The organism is Streptomyces sp. CB02058, assembly GCF_001905505.1.
GTDB lineage: Bacteria > Actinomycetota > Actinomycetes > Streptomycetales > Streptomycetaceae > Streptomyces.
The window spans coordinates 41,105-62,536 of record NZ_LIPG01000009.1 but is presented as its reverse complement, the minus strand read 5'-3'; the positions used below and the strand labels follow the sequence as shown (position 1 = coordinate 62,536).

The window sequence follows — 21,432 nt, the reverse complement described above, 5'->3', positions numbered from 1 at the left end:
CCGAAGGGACTGATTTTGGACTAGGTGCTCATGCCTCCCACGGAGGGGCAGACCCGTGCGCTAGGCTCGATCCGCCATATGTGAAAGTCAGTCCCTTCAGTCCCTCAGTCCCTCGTGCAACCTTCCCTGAGCTGGGAAAACAGCAGGAGCCTGGGTGCGAGGGACCAAGCCTGACCACACAAGAGGAACGGATCGACGAACAGTGCAGCGCCCCGCCGACACCGCCTCGTCAGGAGTCGCGCCGCAGCCGCGACCCGCGGAGGTGGCCCGTTGGCTCGCAGGCCGTCAGTGGCCGGTCCACCCTCTGGCTCCAGGACGCAAGACGCCCGCTGCCAACTGTGAGCAGTGCCGGGTCCGCAGCCACGAACCCTCGCGCTGCCCCTGCCATGAACAAGGCCTCTGGTGTCACGGCTTCCACAGCGCGACCACCGATCTCGCGCGTATCGACGCCTGGTGGAGCCGGGAGCCCCGTGCGGGTGTGGGCGTGTCGTGCGGGCCGGCGCACCTCGTGGTCCTGGACATCGACGCCCACGCGGCGCAGGTTCCGGACCGTGACCGCCTCCTGCCGGGCATCCCGATCCCCGAGCAGGTCAATCTTTCCGGGCTTGCCTCCGGCTTCGACACGCTTGCCCTCCTCGCCGCCTACCGTCGGGAACCAGACCCGGCCGAGGACGAGACGACCCTGCGTGTCCGCACGCCGTCCGGGGGACTCCACATCTGGTACGTCAACTCCGAGCCCACCGTTCGCTATCGGTCCTCCACCGGATCCAGCCCCAGGACCGCGCTCGCCTGGCAGGTCGACGTACGAGCCCACGGTGGGTACATCGTGGCTCCGACCACCCGTACGTCAGCGGGCCTCTACACCCCCCTCGGCGCCGTCCGGGAGCCCGCTCCGCTCCCCGCATGGCTTTCCGCTGAACTGAGGCGCACGGGCCATGTCATACAGACGTCCCCGGTTCCCGGCCCGAGGCCGGCCCGGCGAGCACCGGTTCCCCGGGCCGGCGCCGCGCAGGCGCTCGTGCGGTCGCTCATCGAGACCGTTCGTGAATGTGCCGCCAGCGCGGAAGGCACTGGCTTCACCGAGAAACTCAACCGCGCGGCCTACACGGCAGGGGGACTCGCAGGAGCGGGGCACCTGAATCAAGCCGAAGCCCGACAAGAACTGGCAGAAGCCGCTCACTATGCTCGTCCCCACCAGACCCGCCGTAATGAGACGATCATCGACGCAGCCCTTTCCGCAGGCGCCAGCCGCCCGTTCCACCCCAAAGGACTCGCATGAGTAGCGCAGAGAGCAGCCGTTTCGACGCGGCTGCCGCCGCTCAGCAGATGCTCGACCTCGAGGCCGCCGCCCCCGCGTGGGTTCCCCCTCAGCAGGTACAGGCGCCCGCTGTGACGGATACGCCGGTTCTGTTGCCGCCCATGCTCACCGACCGCGGAAACGCGAAGCTCTTCGCCCAGCTCTACAGCGACCAGTTCCGCCATGTCGAAGGCCTCGGCTGGTACTGCTGGGACCAGTTCAGGTGGAAGCGGGTCGGCGGCGAGAAAGCCGCCCTGTGGGCCGCCGGGGACATGGCCGAGCAGATGTCCGCCACCGATCCCCGAGGCGTCTTCAGCGACAGGGAGATCGCCCAGCACCGCCGGCGCACCATGTCGACGAGCGGAATGAAGGCTCTGCTCCACCAGGCGAAGGCCGCGCCGGTGCTCAGCCTCGACCCCGACGTCCTCGACGGCGACGCCTACTCGTTGTGCACCCCCGCGGGCGTCGTCGATCTGCGCAACGGTCGCCTGCACAAGCCCGATCCACTCAAGGACCTGCACTCACGTGCCACCAGCGTGGCTCCTCAGGCCATGCAGACCCCACGCTGGCACGCCTTCCTGGACGACACCTTCGGCGCCGACGCCAAGGGCCAGGAGATGATCGACTTCCTGCACCTGCTGCTCGGGTACTCCATCACCGGCGATGTCGGCGCGCAGGTCCTGCCCTTCCTCTGGGGCAAGGGAGCCAACGGCAAGTCGGTCCTCCTGGACGTCATGATCCAGGTCATGGGGGACTACGCGGACGCGGCCCCACCCGGCTTCCTGATGGACAAGGGGAACTTCGCCGAACACTCGACGGAGCTGACCGAGCTGCACGGCCGTCGCATCTTCGTCTGCAGCGAGCTCAAGCCCAACGACAAGTTCGACGAGGCCCGGGTCAAACTCCTCACCGGCGGAGACAAGATCAAGGCCCGTCGGATGCGGCAGGACTACTTCAGCTTCACTCCGACCCACAAGCTCTGGCTGCTGGGCAACCACCAGCCCGAGGTCGGAACCGGCGGACACGCTTTCTGGCGCCGTATCAGGCTTATCCCCTTCGAACGCGTCGTCGCCGCCGACCGGAAGATCGACAATCTGGCCGGCGAGCTCGTCCAGGAAGAGGGACCGGGCATCCTGCACTGGCTGATCCAGGGTGCGATTCGCTACCTCACCACCCGGGACCCTTTGAGCGGCCCGTCGTCCGTACGCATGGCCACGGCCGCGTACGAGACGACCGAGGACCACGTCGGACGCTTCCTGGGGGAGTGCTGCCTGCGCCAGGGGCCGGACACCGGGGACCTGCGCGTCGAACAGGGGCTCCTCTACGGGACGTACACCGGCTGGTGCAGCTCGGAGGGCATCCGGGCCGACACGGCCCGGGCCTTCGCCGGCCGTATCCGGCAGGAGGTCGGGCTCGCGTCCCCCGCCGAGATGCTGAAGTCCAGCGGAAAGAAGTACTACCCCGCCCTGGCGCTGCTGAAGGACGACATCGTCCGTCCCGACGGACCGGCAGGTGGTCGCCCATGAGGCACTACGGCTTTCTGCCCAGGATCCGGGCATCGTCCTACTATGGGAACGTTCCGGACCACTTCTCTGCCCGGTCCGTACCGAGCAGCCGCAACTACCAGCACACCACCGACAAGGAGCTACGTTCATGAGCTCGCTGCTGCATAAGAGCCAGCTTGCACACGAAGCGAACGTGGTGTGGCTGGAGGAACTCGACGACCTCGACTACGTGCGGCAGGCGCTCGACAAGAGCGCCCGCCGCGGCGGGAAGCCGCGCTACGCCCGTGACGGACGCATGGTCGGTTACGCGGAGCTGGACAAGGACGCCGAGGCCAATCCCGACAGCGGCCTCTTCCAGCGCCGTACGTTCTTCCTGCTGCCCCACGACAGGCCGAACGAGCCCGAGGGCCTCTACAAGGAGGGTGCCCCGGGTGAGGCGGTCGACCCGCGGACGATCGAGCCGCGGCGAGTGGGGGAGAAGACCCCGCGTTCGCAGGGGAAGCGCAGAAACGAGATAGTGCCCTCCTGACGGTGGGCAACCGCGAAGAGTCACGGCATGGAGCTGCCCGAGGTCAAGGACGCCGTCGGCAGGACCACTGCGATCGCGGACGGCTGCTTCTGGGCTTTTGGCCTCGTCGTCCCGCACCGCCCCACTTCTGCCCGCGGGCTAGCGCTCACAACGGTCGCCGTGTCCGACGCAGTTCCCTGATCCGGGCGACCGCACCCAGCCGTCCCCGGAAGTCGCGGCCCGCCGCGTGGGGCGGGCCGCGACTTCACGCGGCGGGCCGCGGGCGCGAGGGAGCGACCGAAGGCCAGCGACCGGCCGCGGCTTCGGTCGCTGACCGTTGGCCCCGTGGACACACAGGTCACACAGGTGGTGACAGCGTTGGCAGCGACCGAAGCGACCCAAGGTTCGGGTATATGAAGGCATTCACAGATGTGCGTGTGCGTCATATATAGCGAGCTTCAGTCGCTTCGGTCGCTCTCCGGCCCCGCCCGCCTGGTCTGACCTGCTGTTCTCGGGCGCGGCACGGACAGCTACCGAAACCTCCCCCGGTCGCTCCGCCCCAGGATCCCGGTCGCTGGCCGCCGAGCCGGTTGCATGATGTGAGATTCGTGAAGCAGCCACCCATGACACTGGCAAGTATTCGCTAATCTATGTGCGTTGTTGGGTCGCTTCAGTCGCTATCAGGGGGGTGCGCATGGCTACTGAGCTGCATGTCCCGAGCACCCGATCCCCGCGTGCGGCTTCGGCGGACTCAACAGCTCCCCGGTCCCTGGACACGGCCCGGTGGTGCGCACGGCAGGGCTGGCCGGTCCATCCGCTCGCGGCCGGGCGCAAGACGCCGGCCGGGAACTGCGACGCCTGCCGACGGCCGGGCCATACGCGCGAGGGCTGCCCCTGCGCGGCCGCGGGCCGTTGGTGCCACGGCTTCCACGCCGCCACCCGTGACCCCGCCCGGATCGGCCGATGGTGGGGCGAGCACCCCGAGTTCGGGGTGGGCGTCTCCTGCGGTCCCGCCCGGCTGGTGGTCATCGACATCGATGCCCACGAACAGGGCCTCCCGGGCCGCGACCGTCTCTTACCGGGGATACCGGTCCCCGAACAGGTCGACCTCACCGGCCTCGCCAACGGGTTCCACACCCTGGCGGTGCTGGCCGCCCTGCGCGGGGCGACCGATCCGGCGACCGACGAGTCGACCCTGCGGGTACGGACCCCCTCGGGCGGCCTGCACGTCTGGTATCTGGCCCCCGACGCCCGCCGGTGGAGGTCCTCGGCCGGATCGGGGGGCGGGCGGGCCCTCGCCTGGCAGGTGGACGTACGGGCCTACGGCGGCTACATCGTGGCGCCCGGGACGACCACCGGTGCGGGGACCTACAAGGTGGTCGGAGCGGTGAGGCGTCCCGCACCGCTGCCCCCCTGGCTCGCGCAGGAGCTGGAGCGCACGGGGCACCTGCCCGTCCCGCGCGTCCCGGGGTCCCACCCCGTGCCGCCCCGCGCGCTGCAGGCCGTCCTGGCCGGCGGTGACGGCCGGGCCCGTACCGGGGGCGCCCTGCGATCCGTACTGACGGAGGTCGCCGCCTGTGCGGTGGTGGCGCACGGCGCGGCGTTCTCGGAGAAGCTCAACCGCGCCGCGTACACCGCCGGGGGGCTCGTCGCCGCCGGGCACCTCACGCGGGAGCAGGCCGAGCAGCTGCTCCGCTCGGCCGCCGCGGCCGCCCGCCCGGGGCAGGAGCGGCGGGCGGCCCAGATCATCCACAGCGGTATGAGTGCCGGACTGCGGCAGCCTCTGTATCCGAGGGGGCGCGCGTGACGTCGTCCGGTGACAGTTCCCTGTCCGGCTTCGACGCCCGTGCGGTGGCCGAGCAGATCATCGCCCGGTCGGCACCTTGGCCGGCGAGTCCCCGTCCCGCCGCACCCGAGCTCCTCCCCTCGGTCCCGGCCCGGGGCGATGCGCCCACCTCGGGCGAACGGGTCGCGTCCACGGGACTGATACCGGACACCCTGACCGACCGGGGCAACGCCAAGCTCTTCGTGCGGCTCTACGCCAATGACTACCGGCACGTGCCGGGGCTCGGCTGGTACCGCTGGGACAGCACCCGCTGGCAGATCGACGAGAACGACACCGTGCTGTGGGCGGCGGGGGAGATGGCGGAGAACATCGCCACCACCGACCCCCGGGGTGTGCATTCCGACGCCTCGCTGCGCAAGCACCGTCGTCGCGCGCTGTCGACATCGGGGATGAACGCCTTGTTGGCGCAGGCGCGTTCGGCGCCGGGGATGGTGTTGGGTCCGGGGGTGCTGGACGCGGATCCGTATGTGCTGTGCACGCCGGCGGGGATCGTGGATCTGCGGTCGGGGGTGTTGCGGGCCCCGGACCCGGACAAGGACTTCCATTCCCGTTCGACGTCGATCGGTCCGGCCCGGATGGCGACACCCCGCTGGGACCGGTTCCTGACCGATACCTTCGGCCAGGACGAGGAAGGCGCTCAGATGATCCGTTTTCTGCGCCTCCTGCTCGGTTACTCCCTCACCGGCGATGTCGGCGCTCAGGTCATGCCCTTCCTCTACGGGTCAGGCAAGAACGGCAAATCCGTCCTCCTGGACGTCCTGATCAAGCTCCTGGGCGACTACGCCGACGCCGCACCCCCCGGCTTCCTCATGGCCCGCCCCTACGAAGGCCACCCCACCGACCTCGCCGAGCTCCACGGCCGACGCGTCATCGTCTGTTCCGAAGTCAAACCCGGAGACCGCTTCGACGAAGCCCGCGTCAAACTCCTCACCGGCGGCGACCGCATAAAAGCCCGGCGCATGCGCCAGGACTTCTTCTCCTTCGCCCCCACCCACAAACTCTGGCTCCTGGGCAACCACCGCCCCGAAGTCGGCACCGGAGGCTACGCCTTCTGGCGCCGCATCCGCCTCATCCCCTTCGAACGCGTCGTCTCCGACCACCACAAAATCGACAACCTCGCCGACATCCTCGTCACCGAGGAAGGCCCCGGCATCCTCAACTGGCTCATCACCGGAGCCCACCACTACCTCAACGGCCCCCGCGACCTCACCGGCCCCGAAACCGTCCGCATCGCCACCACCGCATACGCCGAAACCGAAGACCACACCGGCCGCTTCCTCACCGAATGCTGCACCCACGAACCCCACCACCGCACCGAACAAGCCCACCTCTACAACACCTACAGAACCTGGTGCCAGAATGACGGAGTGTCCGCGGTGTCGTCCCGGGCCTTCGCCGCACGGGTCCGCGAGCTCGCAGGTCTGTCCTCGCCCAGGGAGATGATTCTGTCGAACCAGCGGAAGTACTACCCGGGTGTGGGGCTGCGCGTGGAGGAGGAGAGCGGGTGAGTGCTCTGATCGGCGAGGACGAGATCAGCGACGAGGTGGAGCTCGTCTGGCTGGAGGACGTGTCGCTCCTGGACTACGTACGGCAGAGTCTGGACCGGCTGCCCACCCGGCGGGGGAGGCCCGCCTACCACAGGGACGGCCGCATGGTGGGCTATGCGCTGCTCGGTCCGCAGGCGCGTGCGTCGCGGCCCTCGGGCACGTTCCGGCGGCGGGTGTTCTGGCTGCTGCCGCACGACCGGGACTGCGATCCGGAGGGCCTGTACGGGACCGGCGCCCCCTCCGAGTCGGTCGATCCGCGAACGGTGGCCGCCAAGGCGAAGGGCCACAAGACGGAGCGCTCGGAGGGCGGGCCACTCTCCAGCGTGATCTGTGAAATGGACACACGGCTGCGCCTCTGACCGGGCCCGTGGTGACCCGGGTCAGAGGCACGGACGGGAAGGCGGTCAGACGGCCGTCCGGACGCGTCCCGTGCTGTAGCCCTCGCCGATGATGCGCCGGGCCGCCTCCTCGTAGTACTCCGGCTCCGTCGGCACGGCGGTGGCCAGGCAGCTGACGTAGCGGTTGAACAGGCAGAAGGCCGCCGCGATGAGCACGGTGTCGTGGATGTCGGTGTCGTGGGCCCCAGCGGCGCGGGCGGCGGCCACGGCCTCGTCGGAGACCGGCCGCGCGTGAGCCTGGACCTCCGCCGCGATCCGCAGCAGGGCGCGCAGCCGCGGGGGCACCGGGGCCGTCGCCGGGTCCGCGAACGTGGCCGCCACCGTGTCCTGGCCGCCCTCGATCCGGGCCGCCGCGACCGCTCCATGGGTGCCTGCGCAGAAGGGGGTGCGGTTCAGGTGGGAGACGTACGACGCGATCAGCTCGCGTTCCCCGGCGCTGAGGACCGCGTCCCCCGCGAGCAGGACGCCGGCCAGGTGGTTCAACGGGGCCGCCGTGTCGGGGCGGTGGAGCATGAGCCCACGGATGCCGGGCTGGTCGTTGTCGATCGCGATGTGCGGCATGGGTCAGTCCTCGGGTCTCGGTGAGGGAATCCGCTCCATCGTGCCGAGGGCGTCCCGGGCGCCCAACTCCCATAGTGCTGACCGTGTTCCATTCATTTCTCTGTTTCTCCGACAGGGTCTCGGGAGTTTTCGTCCCGCTTTCGCTCCCGGCAATCTGAAAGAAAGGACGATCTTTATCCTCTGCTTACTCTGTTCCTCGTCCGGTAGTCGGTGTAGGAGGCTGTTGTGGCACGTGCAGAGGAATTGACGGTCCGTGAACGTGCGCGCGTAAGGAAACCTCTTCCCCCGGGAGATCTGCCGGGCGGAACCGGGGTACGGAGGCGTGGCCTCCTTCTTCTTCTGAGTACGGTGGCCGGTTTTCTCCTGACGGTGGTCTGGTCGGCGAAATTCGTCGACCAGACCGTGGGCGGTGGTATCGCCGAGCCGATTCTCGGACAGGACCCGCAGACGGCCACGCTCGGTTCGGCCACGGCCGGAATAGCCTTCGCGTTCGTCACCGGGCTCGCGGGCACGTTCACCGCCTGCAACATCGCGGTGTTCGGTACGGTCGCCCCCATGATGGGCGCGGCCGGGAGCCGTGTGGGCCGGGCCGTCCAGGCGCTCAAGCCGCTGGGGTGGCTGTTCCTCGGCATGGCCGTGGTGTCGGCCGCGTACGGTGCGCTGGTCGGTCTGGTGGGGACGTCGATGCCGCAGTTCTCCGAGGCGCAGCCCACGCCGGGTGTGCTGTCGGGGCGTTCGATCCAGTCGATGGTCACCTTCGGGCTCATCGGTCTGGCGATGCTCTACATGGGGCTGGCCGCGCTGGGATACGTGCGGGATCCGTTCGCGCGGCTGTCCCGCCGCTTCCCGCACGCCCAGTCCGTGTTCATGGGTGTGCTGGTCGGCGGCTTTCTCATCGGGCGGCCGTACCCGCTCTTCCGGCAGCTCTTCCGTGACACGGCCGAGAGCGGCAATCCCCTCTACGGTGCGGTGGCCTTCGTGCTGCAGTCGGCGGGCAACGTGCTGATCATGGCGGTGATCCTCGCCCTGACGGCGTACGTCGCCGGCGGCCGGCTGTCGGTGTGGCTGATGGCCAAGCCGGGGCGGATGGCTGCCGTGACGGCGGTGACCCTGATTGTCGCCGGGGTCTTCACCTTCCTCTACTGGGACGTCAGGCTGCTCGCCCGCCGCGACATCATCCCCTGGTACCCGATCGCGCCCTGGGCGGAGTGAGCGGGGCGTCCGAACCGGCCGGTGCCGGGGCCGTGACCACGTCCGGCCCCGGCACCGGTGCAACGTCCGGCCCGCCCCGTCGCGGGCCGGCGTCCGTGCGCGGTACGCGGTACGCGGCCGCGAGGCCGTCAGGGTGCGGCGGTCCGCGACGGCACCGGGCCGGGCTCCTGTTCGTGGGCCGGCAGGAGTCGGATGCCCGGGTAGTACCCGTACCGGTCGGACCGTGCCGCCCGGTGTTCGGGGAGCCCGACCGATTCGCGGACCCGTGCGGCGAAGGTCCTCGCCGAAACGGGGACGGCGTTCTCCCGTCCGCACCAGGTTCTGTAGGTGTTGTAGAGGTGGGCTTGTTCGGTGCGGTGGTGGGGTTCGTGGGTGCAGCATTCGGTGAGGAAGCGGCCGGTGTGGTCTTCGGTTTCGGCGTATGCGGTGGTGGCGATGCGGACGGTTTCGGGGCCGGTGAGGTCGCGGGGGCCGTTGAGGTAGTGGTGGGCTCCGGTGATGAGCCAGTTGAGGATGCCGGGGCCTTCCTCGGTGACGAGGATGTCGGCGAGGTTGTCGATTTTGTGGTGGTCGGAGACGACGCGTTCGAAGGGGATGAGGCGGATGCGGCGCCAGAAGGCGTAGCCTCCGGTGCCGACTTCGGGGCGGTGGTTGCCCAGGAGCCAGAGTTTGTGGGTGGGGGCGAAGGAGAAGAAGTCCTGGCGCATGCGCCGGGCTTTTATGCGGTCGCCGCCGGTGAGGAGTTTGACGCGGGCTTCGTCGAAGCGGTCTCCGGGTTTGACTTCGGAGCAGACGATGACGCGGCGGCCGTGGAGCTCGGCGAGGTCGGTGGGGTGGCCTTCGTAGGGGCGGGCCATGAGGAAGCCGGGGGGTGCGGCGTCGGCGTAGTCGCCCAGGAGCTTGATCAGGACGTCCAGGAGGACGGATTTGCCGTTCTTGCCTGACCCGTAGAGGAAGGGCATGACCTGAGCGCCGACATCGCCGGTGAGGGAGTAGCCGAGCAGGAGGCGCAGAAAACGGATCATCTGAGCGCCTTCCTCGTCCTGGCCGAAGGTATCGGTCAGGAACCGGTCCCAGCGGGGTGTCGCCATCCGGTCCGGACCGATCGACGTCGAACGGGAATGGAAGTCCTTGTCCGGGTCCGGGGCCCGCAACACCCCCGACCGCAGATCCACGATCCCCGCCGGCGTGCACAGCACATACGGATCCGCGTCCAGCACCCCCGGACCCAACACCATCCCCGGCGCCGAACGCGCCTGCACGAGCATGGCCCTGATGCCGGGGGTGGAGAGTGCTCTGCTGCGGTGGCGGCGCAGGGTGGCGTCGGTGTGGCGGCCGGAGGGGTCCGTCTCGGCCAGGGCTTCCGCCATCTCCCCCGCCGCCCACAGCACGGTGTCGTTCTCGTCGCGTTCCCAGCGGGTGCCCGACCAGGCGTACCAGCCCAGGTCCGGTACGTGGCGGAACCGTCCGCCGTACAGGGAGGCGAAGAGCTTGGCGTTGCCCCGGTCGGTCAGGGTGTCGGGCAGCACCGCGGCCGGTCCTGTGGCGGCGTTCACCGTGGTCTGCCCGTGGCCCTGAGCCGCTTCCGGGAAGCGCCGGGTGCCGGGGTGCGGTCGCGTCCTTTCCGCGGCCGCGGCGGCTCAGGGCCGGGCATGTGCGGGGCATGGTGCGGGTACCCGAGGGGACGCTTCCCGCCGCGTGGTGCATGGGGGACGCACATGAGGTGGGGAAACTCGGCTCTGTCGTCGGTGGCTGGGCGCCCCTGTGCGGTGCGCGTGGTCTTCGGTGCCGGCGGCCTTTACGCGGGTGGGGCGGTGACCAGCGCCGACGCGGCCACGGTGTCCCCCTGGGTGGCGATCAGCTGGACGGTGGAGCGGTCGAGTTCCTCCGCCTCGATGAGGCAGGGCTGGTCGAGTTCCACGTACCGCTTGAAGACGGCGTCGAAGGAGACGGGCTGGATGGGGCGCGGTGCGCGGAGCGACCGTGCGGCCTGGGTGAACGCTTCCAGGAGCACCATGCCGGGGATGTGGTCGTGCGGGTGGTCGAACAGGACGGAGTGGCCGAGGTCGGCGCGCAGGAGCCACAGGTCGGGGCGGGTCGTCGGGCTCAGGACGACGTCGCCGGTGTGTTCGCGGCCGACCAGGCCAGGGGCGACGGGAGGGCCTGGACGGAGGGCTCTTGCGCAGCATTCGGCGGCGTTCGCGTACCGGCCGCGCAGGCGGCGGTAGACCGCCTCCGGGTAGGTGGTGTATCTGATCTGGGCGGTGCCCACCCGTGTTCCGCCGCGTGTGGCCTCGATCTCCGCGCTGAGGCGGGCGCAGCCCAGGCGCCGCCGGCTCACCGACGTGTGGGTGATGTGCAGTTCGACCTGGGCGGGGCCCCCGGCGGTCAGCAGGCCCTCGGGGCTGGTGGAACAGCTGACGTGGTCCCAGCCGAGGCGGTGGTCGAGAGGGATGCCGAACTCGGTGTGGGACAGCAGGGCCAGGGCCTGCCGGGTGCTCTCGGTGAAGAGCAGAGCGCTGTGGGAATCCGGCTCCGGGGTGTAGAAGGGATGCGATAAGGGCCAGTCGGTGGTGACGACGTGCTGGTGGTCGGACAGACCGCGCCATGCGGTGACGAGCACTTCCGAGGCGTCCGTCTTGCGGACGAGGCGCTTGGCTACGGTGGGCCGTTGCAGGTGCAGGGCGGTCGAGCCGTGGCTGCTGGACGAAGACATCACGTGTGCACTCCCCATGGATCATCGAAGCTGACCGTGCTTGGGTGCCTGGACGTGCTCGGGTGCCGGGCCGTCTCGAAGGTGACGGCGAGTACCTGTGATGTAACATAAGGATTATTCTTTTTTTTGTCTACGAGGGGGGAGACACCGTGTCCGAATCTCCTGACAAACGTCCGGTGAAGCAGGAGCGGGCGCTCAGGACGAGGGTGCGTCTCGTCCGGGCGGCCGCCGAGGTCTTTGCCGAGAGCGGGTTTGCCGGTGCGAGCGTCTCCCGGATCGCCGAGCGGGCCGGGCTGACGCTGGGGGCGATGTACTTCCACTTCAAGAACAAGGAGGCGCTGGCACGTGAGATCGTCCGCAGCCAGCCGGACGCCGTCGCGCCACCGCTGCCTTCGGACGGTCTGCAGAAGATCATCGACATCACCCTGACCTGGTCCTACCAGATGCTCGACGAGCCGCTGCTGCTGGCCGGCGCCCGGCTGGTGACGGACCAGGAACTCTTCATCTCCACCGAGGAGAACTCGCACCAGCAGTGGACGATGGTCGCGATGTCGACGTTCGCCGAGGCGAAGGAGATGGGGCAGCTGCGGGAGGGGGTGGACATCCCGGCTCTGGCACGGATGCTGGTGAGCGCCTGCACCGGTGCGCAGATGCACGCCCAGATGGAGTCCGGGCGGCGGGACCTGCCCGACCGGGTCGAGGAGATATGGCGGTGCATGCTGCCCGCGATCGCCGTGCCGAGTGCCGCCGAGCAGATGGTGTTCGGCGAGGCGCGCGGCAGGTCGGTGCCTCGCGGCAGGAAGCCCGAGCCATTGTCCGGGTGACCTGACACGGTGCAATTCCGCGCTCGGGCCCGGGAGTTCGTCCGCTGACCGCTAGGGTCATCCCCCCGGAGGGATACGGTGACCGACATCACGTCCTGCCTCGGCGGGGCGTGTGGGGAAGGGATCCATGTACACGACGTCGAGTGGGTTACTGCACGGCAAGCGGATCATGATCACGGGGGCTTCCAGCGGGATCGGGGCCGCCTCGGCCCGTCTCTTCGCCGACGAAGGGGCGTCCGTCGTCCTGATGGCGAGGCGGGAGAAGCCTCTGTGCGACCTGGCCGAGGAAATCCGGGCGGCCGGGGGCCGGGCCGCCGCGGTCGCCGGGGACGTCACCAGCCCCGGTGACGTCGAGAGGGTCGTCTCGGTGGCGGTGGAGGCCTTCGGCGGCCTGGACGCGGCCTTCAACAACGCGGGCTGGGGGGCGAGGGGGACCGACCTGCACGAGACGGCGGACTCCGCGTACGACCGGATCATGGACGTCAACGTACGCGGGGTGTGGAACTGCCTGCGCCACCAGATCCCGCTCATGCTGGACCAGCGGACCGGCGGGACGATAGTGAACACGTCCAGTACCGCGGGCCTGTTCGCCACCGGCGCGCTGGCCCCCTATGTGGCCGCCAAGCACGCGGTGCTCGGGCTCACCAAGGCCGCCGCCGCCGAGTACGGGGCCCGGGGGATCCGGGTCAACGCTCTCGTGGTGGGCACCACGCGCACGGGCCTGACGGAGCAGAACCCGCGCGGCGGGCCCCAGCGGCCCGTCGCCACACGCGCGATCCAGCACAGGATGGCGGATCCGTCCGAGGTCGCCCAGGCTGCGGCCTGGCTGTGCAGCGACCGCTCGTCCTTCGTCACCGGCGGCGCCGTCCCGGTGGACGGCGGGTGCAGCGCGGTCTGACCCGTCAGCGGGTCCCGGTGGTGTCCGGGGCCGGTCCGCGGTGAGACCGCGGGCCGGGCCCCCGGCCCGCGGTCTCACCGGTGGGAGGTTCCGCCCGTGGAGGCGATCCCCGTCATGACGAGCTGCCAGATGCGTGCCAGCAGGTCCACCGCGCTCTCGGGTGTCGCCGTACCGGCGGAGCGGTGGCGGCGGAGCACTATCTCGGCACCGGCGACCAGGTGCACGACCAGGGTCGACATGGCCTCGGGGTGCGCCGTGGCCCGTAGGTCGCCGCTGTCGTAGGCGCGGCGCAGCAGTCCGTCGGCCGTGGGCAGCCAGATCTCGGTCCACGAGGCGTCGCCCGGACGTTCCCGCTCCAGCCGCAGCAGCGCACGGACGGTGTCCTCCTGCTCGATGAGCCGGGCGAGTTCCAGGGTCAGTGCGGCCAGGTGCTGCAACGGGGCGGAGCGGGCCTCCAGGCGTTGCAGCGCGGCCCTGACCTCGGCCCGGCCTTCGTCCTCGACGGCGTCGGCGAGGTCCGCCTTGGACGAGAAGTGGAAGGTCACCGCCCCCAGGGAGATGCCGGCGGCTTTGCTGACCCTGGCCAGGGAGGTGCCCGCGTACCCGTCGCGGTCGAACTGCGTGGCTGCCGCCCGTAGAAGGGTGCGCCGCGTTCGCGCCGCCCGTTCCTGTTTCACCCTGTTCTCTCCGAAGGCGTCTGCGGGTACGGCGCGCGCTGCGCGGTACCCGGGTGCTGGTGCGGTGTTCCGATACGTGTCTTGATCGTTCGGTCGGCGTGCCCCCAGCTTGGGCGCGGCCGTGACGCACGGGCAACCACTAGTTGCCCAAGTAGGAAAAAGCCTTGGTCAAGGCAGGCCAGGGAGCCATCGGCCCCGGGAAGTGGCCGCATCCTTCCTCCTTCTGCGAAGGGGGAGGCGTGCTCCTCCCGTTGCAAAAAAAAGATAACGTTCGCTATTCTATAGCTCGCTCGATCGGATGCCCAGTAGGAGGGGACGAGCCATGGCGGCACACGACGGGAGCGGCGCGCTGCCGGTCTCCGCGCTCACCGAACAGATATTCGGGCACCTGTCGAGGGCCGATCAGCGCGCCTGGGCCCAGGCATACTTGACGGGTCTTCTGACCACCGAGGGCAAGAAGTCGGTGCGCCGGATCGCCGCCACCGTCTCCGGATCGCCCACCGCCTCGCAGTCCATGCACCAGTTCGTCAACGCCAGCCCCTGGGAGTGGGGGCCGGTGCGCGCCGAGCTGACGCGGTGGGCCGAGCAGCGGATGACGCCGCGCGCCTGGGTGCTCGATGTCGCGGTCCTGCGCAAGCGGGGCGACCACTCCTGCGGGGTGCACCGCCGCTTCGTCCCCGCCACTGGACGCTCCGTCAACTGCCAGCTCGGGATAGGCGCGTTCCTGGCTGCCGGCGCGCAGGCAGTGCCGGTCCACTGGGGTCTGCTGCTGCCCGGCGCCTGGGTCAACGACGAACAGCGCCGCGCCCGCGCCCGCATCCCCGACGACGCCGGCCACCGCACCATCGAGCAGCACGCGCTCGACCTCGTCGACGCACTGGAGGAGAGCACCCACCTCAGCGCTCCGCCCGTCGTGGCGGACCTGAGCTACTACACCGGTGTGACCTCGCTGGTACGCGGACTCAGCGCCCGGGGACGCGACTTCGTCATCAGCCTGCCCGGCCGGACCCCGGTGGTCCCCGTCGGCCGGTCGGCGGTGCAGAGACCGTACATGGCCGAACTGCCCGCCGCCGTCGAGGCGCAGCGCCTGTTCGACCAGGTGCACAGCGGCCACCACAGGACCGCGACCCACGACACGCTCGGCGGCCCGGCGGAACGCACCTCGGTGATGACGGCCCTGGTACGGCTGCCCGAGCTGCGGCTCGCCCGCCACGCGCCGCACCACACCTACCGGCTCTTCGCGGTCCGCTCCTACGCGGGACGCCGCTCCACCCGGATGTGGCTGACCAACATGGCGCACCGGCGCACCGACGAGCTGACCGCGCTGACCGGACTCCAGCGCCGGGCGGGTGCCACGGTGCAGCAGATGGAGAGCAGCTTCGGCCTGCTCGACTTCGAGGGGCGCTCCTACCCGGGGTGGCACCACCACATGACGCTGGTCTCGGCCGCCTCCGCGTACAGCGGGCTGGAGCTGTCCGGCGAGCGCCGCGGGCTCGTGGGGACACCGGGCTGACCGGGCGTGCGGCGGCCCCGGCCGCCGGCGCGCGGGAGCGGAGGACGGGAACGGTGACGGAGCGGGGCGCCCGGCAGGTCACCGGGCGCCCCGTCCGTATGCCGTCGGCTCCTGTTCAGGCCAGGACGGGCCGCACCGGGCGCCGGGCGGGAGGCATCAGATGCCGTACGGCCACGACCGCGAGCAGGGCGTACCCCGCGATCAGCATCAGGGCCGTGAAGATCCACTCGTTGGAGCCCGACGGGTCGTAGACCCGCCCCGCGTTGCCCACGTCCACGGCCGCGGCCTCCTGCCCCGACTCGAACGTGTCCCGGCCGCTTCCGTACAGCTTGACGCCCCGCCGTTCCACCGTGCCGTCGGCGGTACGGAAGACCCCCGACCACTCGCAGGTCTCGTGACCGGGGTGGCTCACACAGGTGAGCCGGCTCGCGGTGAAGGTGCCCGGGGCCCCGTCGACGAATGCCGCCCTGGCCGCGCTGCCCAGATTCGGCAGCGCCACGTACAGCAGCAGCACCCCCGCCAGCAGCAGCAGCAGCGACACGAACCCGGAGGGTTTCCGCTTCCTCTTCCCGTTCCTCCCCATGCCCGGTGTCAGTCCCTGGGGGCGCAGGCGCAGCGTGCGGAGGCGTTGTCCGCCCGGCCCGGACGGGTGTGAAGGTACATCGCCACGACCATGGGGATGGTGACGAGCGTGTTGTAGAACAGGTGCAGCTCCACCCGGGGAGCGATGAGCTGGATGATGCTCGTCGGCGCGGCCTTGCCCATCAGGTACGCGCCGGCGAGGGCCTGGACCAGGAGCAGCAGGTGCTCGAAGTGGTGCCACACCTGGATGCCGAACGACGCCTTCCACCAGGTGCCCGAGCGGCCGGTGAAGCCCGGCTTCAGGAGGAACAGGCCGACCATCATCACCAGGGCGTAGCCGTAGTGCATCCACTCCGAGGTGACGAGCCACGGGAAGGGAACGCCGAGCACCCCGCGCGCCTCCGGGATGGGCCAGCCCAGTGCGTAGATCTGGATCGCCTGGACCAGGTGCTCTGCCCAGTGAGCGACGACGATGAACAGGAACAGGCGCAGGCCGAGTTGATGGTGTCTGCTGTTGAGGGAGTCGATCTGGCCCCGCAGTGTGCGCGGCGGAGCTTCGGTACTGGCCGTCATGCTGGAACCTCCATGATCCGGGACCGGTGGCGCCCTCCAGCACAGCAGCCGCGCAGGGGTGCGGGCTTCTCCCGCCTTGCCCGGTTCTCCCGTGCGGGCGCACGAAAGGGTCCTGTCACGCAACCCACGCGTTACGGTCAGGCATGCTCCCACGGACGTACGAAGGACAGGACTGTTCGCTGGCCCGCGCCCTCGAAGTGATCGGGGAACGCTGGACCCTGCTGATCGTCCGCTCGGCCCTGCTGGGGGTCACGCGGTTCGACGGGTTCCTGGGCCAGCTGCCGATCGCGCGCAACGTACTCACCAGCCGACTCGCCCGGCTCGTCGAGCTGGGCATCATGAACCGGGTCCCCTACCAGGAGAAACCGGTGCGTCACGAGTACCCGCTCACCCCCATGGGACGGGACCTGACCGTCGCCGTGGTCGCCCTGATGCAGTGGGGTGACCGCAACCTGCCCACCGAAGCCGGCCCGCCGCGGCAGGCGCGGCACCTCGGCTGCGACGGCGAGGTCCAGGTGCGTATGCGCTGCGCCTCGTGCGGCCGCGACGTCCACGACGAGGAGGTCGCGGTGCGCCGCACCCCCTGAAGCCGCGGCCGCCCTTTGGCCACCGCCGAGCACTGCACGCCGGACATTGCCGCACCGCCCCCGTGCCCCACCCCCACCGGGCCCGGGGCACGGGGGCTGCGCATGCGCGAAGATGCCCTGCTTCGCGCCGGCGGCCGACCATGAGGCCCTTCGCCACACCCCTGGTGGCCGGTCGAGGAGGCAGCGCGTGGCATCGGCAACGGGAACTCTGCGCAGATTGCTCATGGCTCCGTCCCTGCGGGACGTCAGCTTCTCGGGACGCGGCTTCCCGGTCACCGAGACCGCCGCCACCCGGCAGCTGGAGAGCATTCCGCAGACGGTGGTGACCGGCTTCGAATGGGGCATCGAGTCGAAGGACCTGTGGGAGATCGAACGCCGGCTGTCCCTGGTCGACCTGGAACTCCAGGGCTTCGCGTACGAGGGCGCCACGATGGCCGCGGTGATCCGCGACGCGATGCCCGGCAGGGGCGGACGCACCGCGGAACTGCTCCAGGGCGCCGGGCGGCGGCACATCTTCCTCAACTACATCGGCATCGGTTTCGCCATGGCCAAGCTGCCGAGGCCGCTGTGGAAGAAGCTCATGCCCCAGGAGCTCGACGGCGCGGAGTTCTACCCGCCGATGAGCTGGCTCGCCGTCGACGGCTACGGCTTCGACCGGGCCTACTTCGACCCCGCCCGCTGGGTCGACGGCCAGCGCCCGGACACCCCGTACGCCTGGGACGGCCACCCGGACTACTTCCAGCGGGCGGTGGACCAGGGCATCGGGCGCGCCCTGTGGTTCATCCACGGCGCGCACGTCGAACACGTCTGCGCCGCCGTCCGCCGGTTCGCCTCCGAGCGCCGGCCGGACCTGTGGGCGGGCGTCGGCCTCGCCGCAACCTTCGCGGGCTGCTCCACGGCAGCCGAACTGGCCACGCTGCGCGCCGAGGCCGGTGAGCTGCGCGGGCACGTCGCGCAGGGCTCCGTCTTCGCGGCGAAGGCCCGCCACTTCTCCGCGACCGTCCCCGAGCACACCCGGACCGCGCTGCACGCGCTGGCCGGGATCACCGTCGAGGCGGCCGCCGCGCTCGCCGACGACGCCGCGCCCGCACCGGACGGCGCCGGCGGCGTCCCCACCTACGAGATCTGGCGCCGAGCGGTGCGTGGACAACTGCTGGTGAATGCCCTTTGAGCATTCCGGGAGTAGACGTTCGGATACTCCAATATGTTCGATTTGGCGAACAGGGATTTCGGTCAGAGGAATTCGGTCAGAAGAATCGAGGGGCGGTTTTTTAGGTGTCCATCTTGCGTGCGCTGAGGCGCAGAGTCCTCACACCCAACATCCGGGAAACGCAGCTGGAAACACGCGGATTCCACGTCAAGAACCCGGAGGCCAAGCAGCAGCTGGAAACCGTGGGGGCGAGCTTCCTCCAGGGCTACGCCTACGCGGTCGAGGCGCGTTGCGCGGACGAGGCCGTCGAATGGCTGGAGACCGTGCCCCGGGCCTTCCGCGGGTTCGCCTACGAGGGTGCCGGCATGGGTGCCGTCATGCTCGACTCGCTGACGGGTGGCGACAAGCGGCTGACCGGGATCCTGGAGGGCCAGGGCTGCCACCACAACTACATGATCTACGTCGGCATCGGCTGGGCGATGGCCAGACTGCCCAAATTCCTGTGGCCCGACGTGACGGCGACCGACCCCGTGCTGCGCTGGCTGATCCTGGACGGGTACGGCTTCCACCAGGCGTACTTCAAGACCGACTCCTACGTTCGTGACCCCGCCGCCGAACACCCCTTCACCTGGAAGGGCGGCCCGGACGCCTACAGCGCCCGCGCCATCGACCAGGGCATCGGGCGGGCCATGTGGTTCGTCGGGGGCACCGACCCCGACGTCGTGGCCGACCTCATCGGCACGTTCCCCGAGCACCGCCACGGCGACCTCTATGCCGGTGCCGGGCTCGCCTGCACCTACGCGGGAAGCGTCGACGAGGACGAGTTGCGGCGCTTCGCCAAGCATGCGGGCGACCACCTGCCCAACCTCGTGCAGGGCTCCGCGTTCGCCTGCGAGGCCCGGGAGCGGGCGGGGACGACGATCGCCCACACGCACCTGGCGGCCCGCGTCCTGTGCGGTGGCCGTACCCCCGCGGAAGCCGCGCAGGTATGCACCGACGCGCGGCCCGCCACCTGCGACGGCGGGGAGATCCCGGCCTTCGAGACCTGGCGGCAGCACATCGCCACCACTATCAGTTCCGTTCCGCACGCGCAGAAGGGCGCCGTCGCATGACACATCCCATTTCCTGGCTGCGGAAGCAGGCACCCGGAGTCATCGCGCTCGCTCTCATGGTCAGCACCTTTTACGCGGTGAAACCAGCAGAGTCCAGCGCGTCCGAAAAAGCGGAGATGGCGGAGAGTTTCACGTTCGAGCCGATGGCGATATCCATGCCGGGCGGATACAAGAAGCAGAGCGTCCGCAAGGTGAACAAGGCGTACAAGCACATCGAAGGGTGGATCTCCTCGGTCGGCGCGGGCGTCGCCATGAACGACATCGACGGCGACGGCCTGCCCAACGACCTGTGCGTCACCGACCCGCAGATCGACCAGGTCGTCGTCACTCCCGCCCCGGTGCCCGGACGCAAGAGCACCTCGTACGCCCCGTTCGTCCTCGACCCGGCGCCGCTGTCCAAGAGCGACATCATGGCCCCGATCGGCTGTGTCCCCGGAGACTTCAACGAGGACGGCGCGACGGACCTGCTCGTCTACTACTGGGGCCGCACCCCGGTGATCTTCCAGGCGAAGAGGGAACCGGGCAAGGACACGACGACCATGGACCCGAAGTGCTTCGAGCCCATCGAACTCGTCCCCGGCAACGGCACCGACACCTACACCGGCCCGCTGTGGAACTCCAACGCCGCGGCCGTCGCCGACTTCGACGGCGACGGGCACAACGACATCTACATCGGGAACTACTTCCCCGACAGCCCTGTCCTGGACGACACCGTGCACGGCGGCGTGACGATGAACGACTCGCTGTCCCACGCCCAGAACGGCGGCGGCGGCCACTTCTTCCGCTGGACCCCCTCCGGCTACGAGCAGGTCAAGAACGTCCTGCCGAAGGGCATCGACCAGGGCTGGACGCTGGCCGTCTCGGCCACCGACCTGGACGGCGACCAGCGCCCCGAGCTTTACCTCGCGCACGACTTCGGGACCTCGGCCCTCCTGTACAACAGGTCGACCCCCGGCACGTTCAAGTTCAGCGAGGTCAAGGCCAGGCACACCGCGACCACTCCGAAGTCCAAGGAGATGGGCCGCAGCTCCTTCAAGGGCATGGGTGTCGACTTCGGCGACCTGGACAACGACGGCCTGTACGACGCCTTCGTCTCCAACATCACCACGTCCTTCGGCATCCAGGAGTCGAACTTCGCCTTCATCGGAACGGCCCGTGACAAGGCGGACCTGCGGGCCCAGTTCCGCGACGGCGTCGCCCCCTACAAGGACGAGAGCGCACCTCTCAAGCTCGCCTGGTCCGGATGGGGCTGGGACGTGAAGATGGGCGACTTCGACAACGACGGGATCCAGGAGATCACCCAGGCAGTCGGATTCGTCAAGGGCAAGCGCAACCGCTGGGCGCAGCTCCAGGAGCTCGCCACCGCCAACGACGCGCTGGTCAAGCACCCCCGCTTCTGGCCCCGGGTGGAGGAGGGCGACGACCTCGCCGGCGACCAGCACCTGCGCTTCTACGTCCAGGACAAGGACGGCGAGGGATACAGCGACCTGTCCAAGCAGCTCGGCCTGGCCGTACCCGTGCCGAGCAGGGGCATCGCCACCGGCGACGCCGACGGGGACGGACGCCTCGACATGGTCGTGGCACGTCAGTGGGAGGACCCCGTCTTCTACTGCAACATGAGCCCGGACTCCGGCGGCTACCTCAACCTCACTCTCACCGACGAGGACGGTTCGCCCGTGATCGGCGCGCAGGTCACCGTGACCCTGTCCGACGGCACTACCCGCCTGGGGCGTGTCGACGGCGGCAGCGGGCACTCCGGCAAACGCAGCCAGGACGTGCACATCGGCCTGGGCCAGGAGGCCGATGGCCCGATGCCGACCCACCTGACCTGGCGTGACCGTACCGGGCAGGTGCAGAACAAGGACCTCCAGCTGACCCCCGGCCATCACTCGCTGGAACTCGGCGCCGACGTGAAGGAGAAGTGAC

20 protein-coding genes are annotated in these 21,432 nt (G+C 69.8%); 14 read left to right on the top strand and 6 right to left on the bottom strand.

The window, feature by feature from the left end; genetic code table 11:
• Positions 1-262 precede the first annotated feature (262 nt).
• The 6 genes from AMK10_RS35270 to AMK10_RS35245 all read left to right on the top strand — a co-directional run bounded on the left by AMK10_RS35270 (position 263) and on the right by AMK10_RS35245 (position 7,062).
• Entirely contained in the window at positions 263-1,279 is a 1,017-nt protein-coding gene (locus AMK10_RS35270; RefSeq protein WP_073753646.1) for a bifunctional DNA primase/polymerase, read from the top strand.
• Positions 1,276-2,823 carry a DNA primase family protein gene (locus AMK10_RS35265; RefSeq protein WP_073753645.1) on the top strand — a complete coding sequence of 516 codons (1,548 nt, stop codon included), beginning with the start codon at positions 1,276-1,278 and terminating at the stop codon, positions 2,821-2,823. The genes AMK10_RS35270 and AMK10_RS35265 overlap by 4 nt, the downstream gene beginning before the upstream one ends.
• A 127-nt stretch (positions 2,824-2,950) precedes the next feature.
• Positions 2,951-3,331 (top strand): DUF6009 family protein, encoded by a 381-nt coding sequence (locus tag AMK10_RS35260; RefSeq protein WP_073753644.1) that lies wholly within the window; start codon positions 2,951-2,953, stop codon positions 3,329-3,331.
• Positions 3,332-4,004: 673 nt separating this feature from the next.
• The gene (locus tag AMK10_RS35255; RefSeq protein WP_079181001.1) at positions 4,005-5,117 is read left to right on the top strand and encodes a bifunctional DNA primase/polymerase; all 1,113 of its coding nucleotides are present in this window, start codon (positions 4,005-4,007) and stop codon (positions 5,115-5,117) included.
• Positions 5,114-6,664 carry a DNA primase family protein gene (locus AMK10_RS35250; protein ID WP_073753643.1) on the top strand — a complete coding sequence of 517 codons (1,551 nt, stop codon included), beginning with the start codon at positions 5,114-5,116 and terminating at the stop codon, positions 6,662-6,664. Before AMK10_RS35255 ends, AMK10_RS35250 begins: the two co-directional genes overlap by 4 nt.
• Positions 6,661-7,062, top strand: coding sequence for a DUF6009 family protein (locus AMK10_RS35245; protein ID WP_073753642.1), 402 nt, complete (start codon positions 6,661-6,663; stop codon positions 7,060-7,062). The genes AMK10_RS35250 and AMK10_RS35245 overlap by 4 nt, the downstream gene beginning before the upstream one ends.
• Before the next feature lie 45 nt (positions 7,063-7,107).
• Here the strand turns inward: AMK10_RS35245 and AMK10_RS35240 are convergent, their stop codons facing one another.
• On the bottom strand, positions 7,108-7,662 hold the full coding sequence (locus tag AMK10_RS35240) for a carboxymuconolactone decarboxylase family protein (RefSeq protein WP_073753641.1): 555 nt from the start codon (positions 7,660-7,662) through the stop codon (positions 7,108-7,110).
• Positions 7,663-8,010: 348 nt separating this feature from the next.
• Here AMK10_RS35240 and AMK10_RS35235 point away from each other — a divergent pair, with 348 nt between their 5' ends.
• Positions 8,011-8,874 (top strand): hypothetical protein, encoded by an 864-nt coding sequence (locus AMK10_RS35235; RefSeq protein ID WP_198959860.1) that lies wholly within the window; start codon positions 8,011-8,013, stop codon positions 8,872-8,874.
• Positions 8,875-9,002: 128 nt separating this feature from the next.
• Here the strand turns inward: AMK10_RS35235 and AMK10_RS35230 are convergent, their stop codons facing one another.
• Positions 9,003-10,430 carry a DNA primase family protein gene (locus AMK10_RS35230; RefSeq protein WP_073753640.1) on the bottom strand — a complete coding sequence of 476 codons (1,428 nt, stop codon included), beginning with the start codon at positions 10,428-10,430 and terminating at the stop codon, positions 9,003-9,005.
• Between the two features lie 242 nt (positions 10,431-10,672).
• Positions 10,673-11,590, bottom strand: a complete 918-nt coding sequence (locus AMK10_RS35225) for a ScbA/BarX family gamma-butyrolactone biosynthesis protein (protein WP_079180999.1) — start codon at positions 11,588-11,590, stop codon at positions 10,673-10,675.
• 149 nt (positions 11,591-11,739) lie between these two features.
• Here AMK10_RS35225 and AMK10_RS35220 point away from each other — a divergent pair, with 149 nt between their 5' ends.
• Positions 11,740-12,414 carry a ScbR family autoregulator-binding transcription factor gene (locus AMK10_RS35220; protein ID WP_198959859.1) on the top strand — a complete coding sequence of 225 codons (675 nt, stop codon included), beginning with the start codon at positions 11,740-11,742 and terminating at the stop codon, positions 12,412-12,414.
• Positions 12,415-12,541: 127 nt separating this feature from the next.
• Positions 12,542-13,312, top strand: coding sequence for an SDR family NAD(P)-dependent oxidoreductase (locus AMK10_RS35215; RefSeq protein ID WP_073753638.1), 771 nt, complete (start codon positions 12,542-12,544; stop codon positions 13,310-13,312).
• 74 nt (positions 13,313-13,386) lie between these two features.
• Here the strand turns inward: AMK10_RS35215 and AMK10_RS35210 are convergent, their stop codons facing one another.
• Entirely contained in the window at positions 13,387-13,989 is a 603-nt protein-coding gene (locus AMK10_RS35210; RefSeq protein WP_073753637.1) for a TetR/AcrR family transcriptional regulator, read from the bottom strand.
• A gap of 322 nt (positions 13,990-14,311) precedes the next feature.
• Here AMK10_RS35210 and AMK10_RS35205 point away from each other — a divergent pair, with 322 nt between their 5' ends.
• Entirely contained in the window at positions 14,312-15,502 is a 1,191-nt protein-coding gene (locus AMK10_RS35205) for an IS701 family transposase (protein ID WP_073753636.1), read from the top strand.
• A gap of 115 nt (positions 15,503-15,617) precedes the next feature.
• Here AMK10_RS35205 and AMK10_RS35200 read toward each other — a convergent pair whose 3' ends face one another.
• Together AMK10_RS35200 and AMK10_RS35195 are read right to left on the bottom strand one after the other, a co-directional pair.
• On the bottom strand, positions 15,618-16,043 hold the full coding sequence (locus tag AMK10_RS35200) for a hypothetical protein (RefSeq protein WP_107428561.1): 426 nt from the start codon (positions 16,041-16,043) through the stop codon (positions 15,618-15,620).
• A 50-nt stretch (positions 16,044-16,093) separates the two neighbouring features.
• Positions 16,094-16,657: a hypothetical protein gene (locus tag AMK10_RS35195; protein ID WP_073753635.1), complete on the bottom strand. Its 564-nt coding sequence runs from the start codon at positions 16,655-16,657 to the stop codon at positions 16,094-16,096.
• A 143-nt stretch (positions 16,658-16,800) separates the two neighbouring features.
• On the opposite strand from AMK10_RS35195, the gene AMK10_RS35190 reads away from it, so the two are divergent.
• From AMK10_RS35190 to AMK10_RS35175, 4 genes are all read left to right on the top strand, one after another.
• On the top strand, positions 16,801-17,244 hold the full coding sequence (locus AMK10_RS35190) for a winged helix-turn-helix transcriptional regulator (protein ID WP_073753634.1): 444 nt from the start codon (positions 16,801-16,803) through the stop codon (positions 17,242-17,244).
• Between the two features lie 187 nt (positions 17,245-17,431).
• Entirely contained in the window at positions 17,432-18,415 is a 984-nt protein-coding gene (locus AMK10_RS35185; RefSeq protein WP_073753633.1) for a DUF1702 family protein, read from the top strand.
• A gap of 104 nt (positions 18,416-18,519) precedes the next feature.
• Entirely contained in the window at positions 18,520-19,506 is a 987-nt protein-coding gene (locus tag AMK10_RS35180) for a DUF1702 family protein (protein WP_073753632.1), read from the top strand.
• On the top strand, positions 19,503-21,431 hold the full coding sequence (locus AMK10_RS35175) for a CRTAC1 family protein (RefSeq protein WP_079180996.1): 1,929 nt from the start codon (positions 19,503-19,505) through the stop codon (positions 21,429-21,431). The genes AMK10_RS35180 and AMK10_RS35175 overlap by 4 nt, the downstream gene beginning before the upstream one ends.
• The last annotated feature ends 1 nt before the right edge of the window (position 21,432 follow it).

Bases quoted from the DNA above. Each gene is read 5' to 3' on its own strand.
- AMK10_RS35215 (WP_073753638.1), top strand. From the start codon at position 12,542: ATGTACACGACGTCGAGTGGGTTACTGCACGGCAAGCGGATCATGATC.
- AMK10_RS35265 (WP_073753645.1), top strand. From the start codon at position 1,276: ATGAGTAGCGCAGAGAGCAGCCGTTTCGACGCGGCTGCCGCCGCTCAG.
- AMK10_RS35260 (WP_073753644.1), top strand. From the start codon at position 2,951: ATGAGCTCGCTGCTGCATAAGAGCCAGCTTGCACACGAAGCGAACGTG.
- AMK10_RS35175 (WP_079180996.1), top strand. From the start codon at position 19,503: ATGACACATCCCATTTCCTGGCTGCGGAAGCAGGCACCCGGAGTCATC.
- AMK10_RS35225 (WP_079180999.1), bottom strand. From the start codon at position 11,590: ATGTCTTCGTCCAGCAGCCACGGCTCGACCGCCCTGCACCTGCAACGG.
- AMK10_RS35240 (WP_073753641.1), bottom strand. From the start codon at position 7,662: ATGCCGCACATCGCGATCGACAACGACCAGCCCGGCATCCGTGGGCTC.
- AMK10_RS35205 (WP_073753636.1), top strand. From the start codon at position 14,312: ATGGCGGCACACGACGGGAGCGGCGCGCTGCCGGTCTCCGCGCTCACC.
- AMK10_RS35190 (WP_073753634.1), top strand. From the start codon at position 16,801: ATGCTCCCACGGACGTACGAAGGACAGGACTGTTCGCTGGCCCGCGCC.
- AMK10_RS35255 (WP_079181001.1), top strand. From the start codon at position 4,005: ATGGCTACTGAGCTGCATGTCCCGAGCACCCGATCCCCGCGTGCGGCT.
- AMK10_RS35195 (WP_073753635.1), bottom strand. From the start codon at position 16,657: ATGACGGCCAGTACCGAAGCTCCGCCGCGCACACTGCGGGGCCAGATC.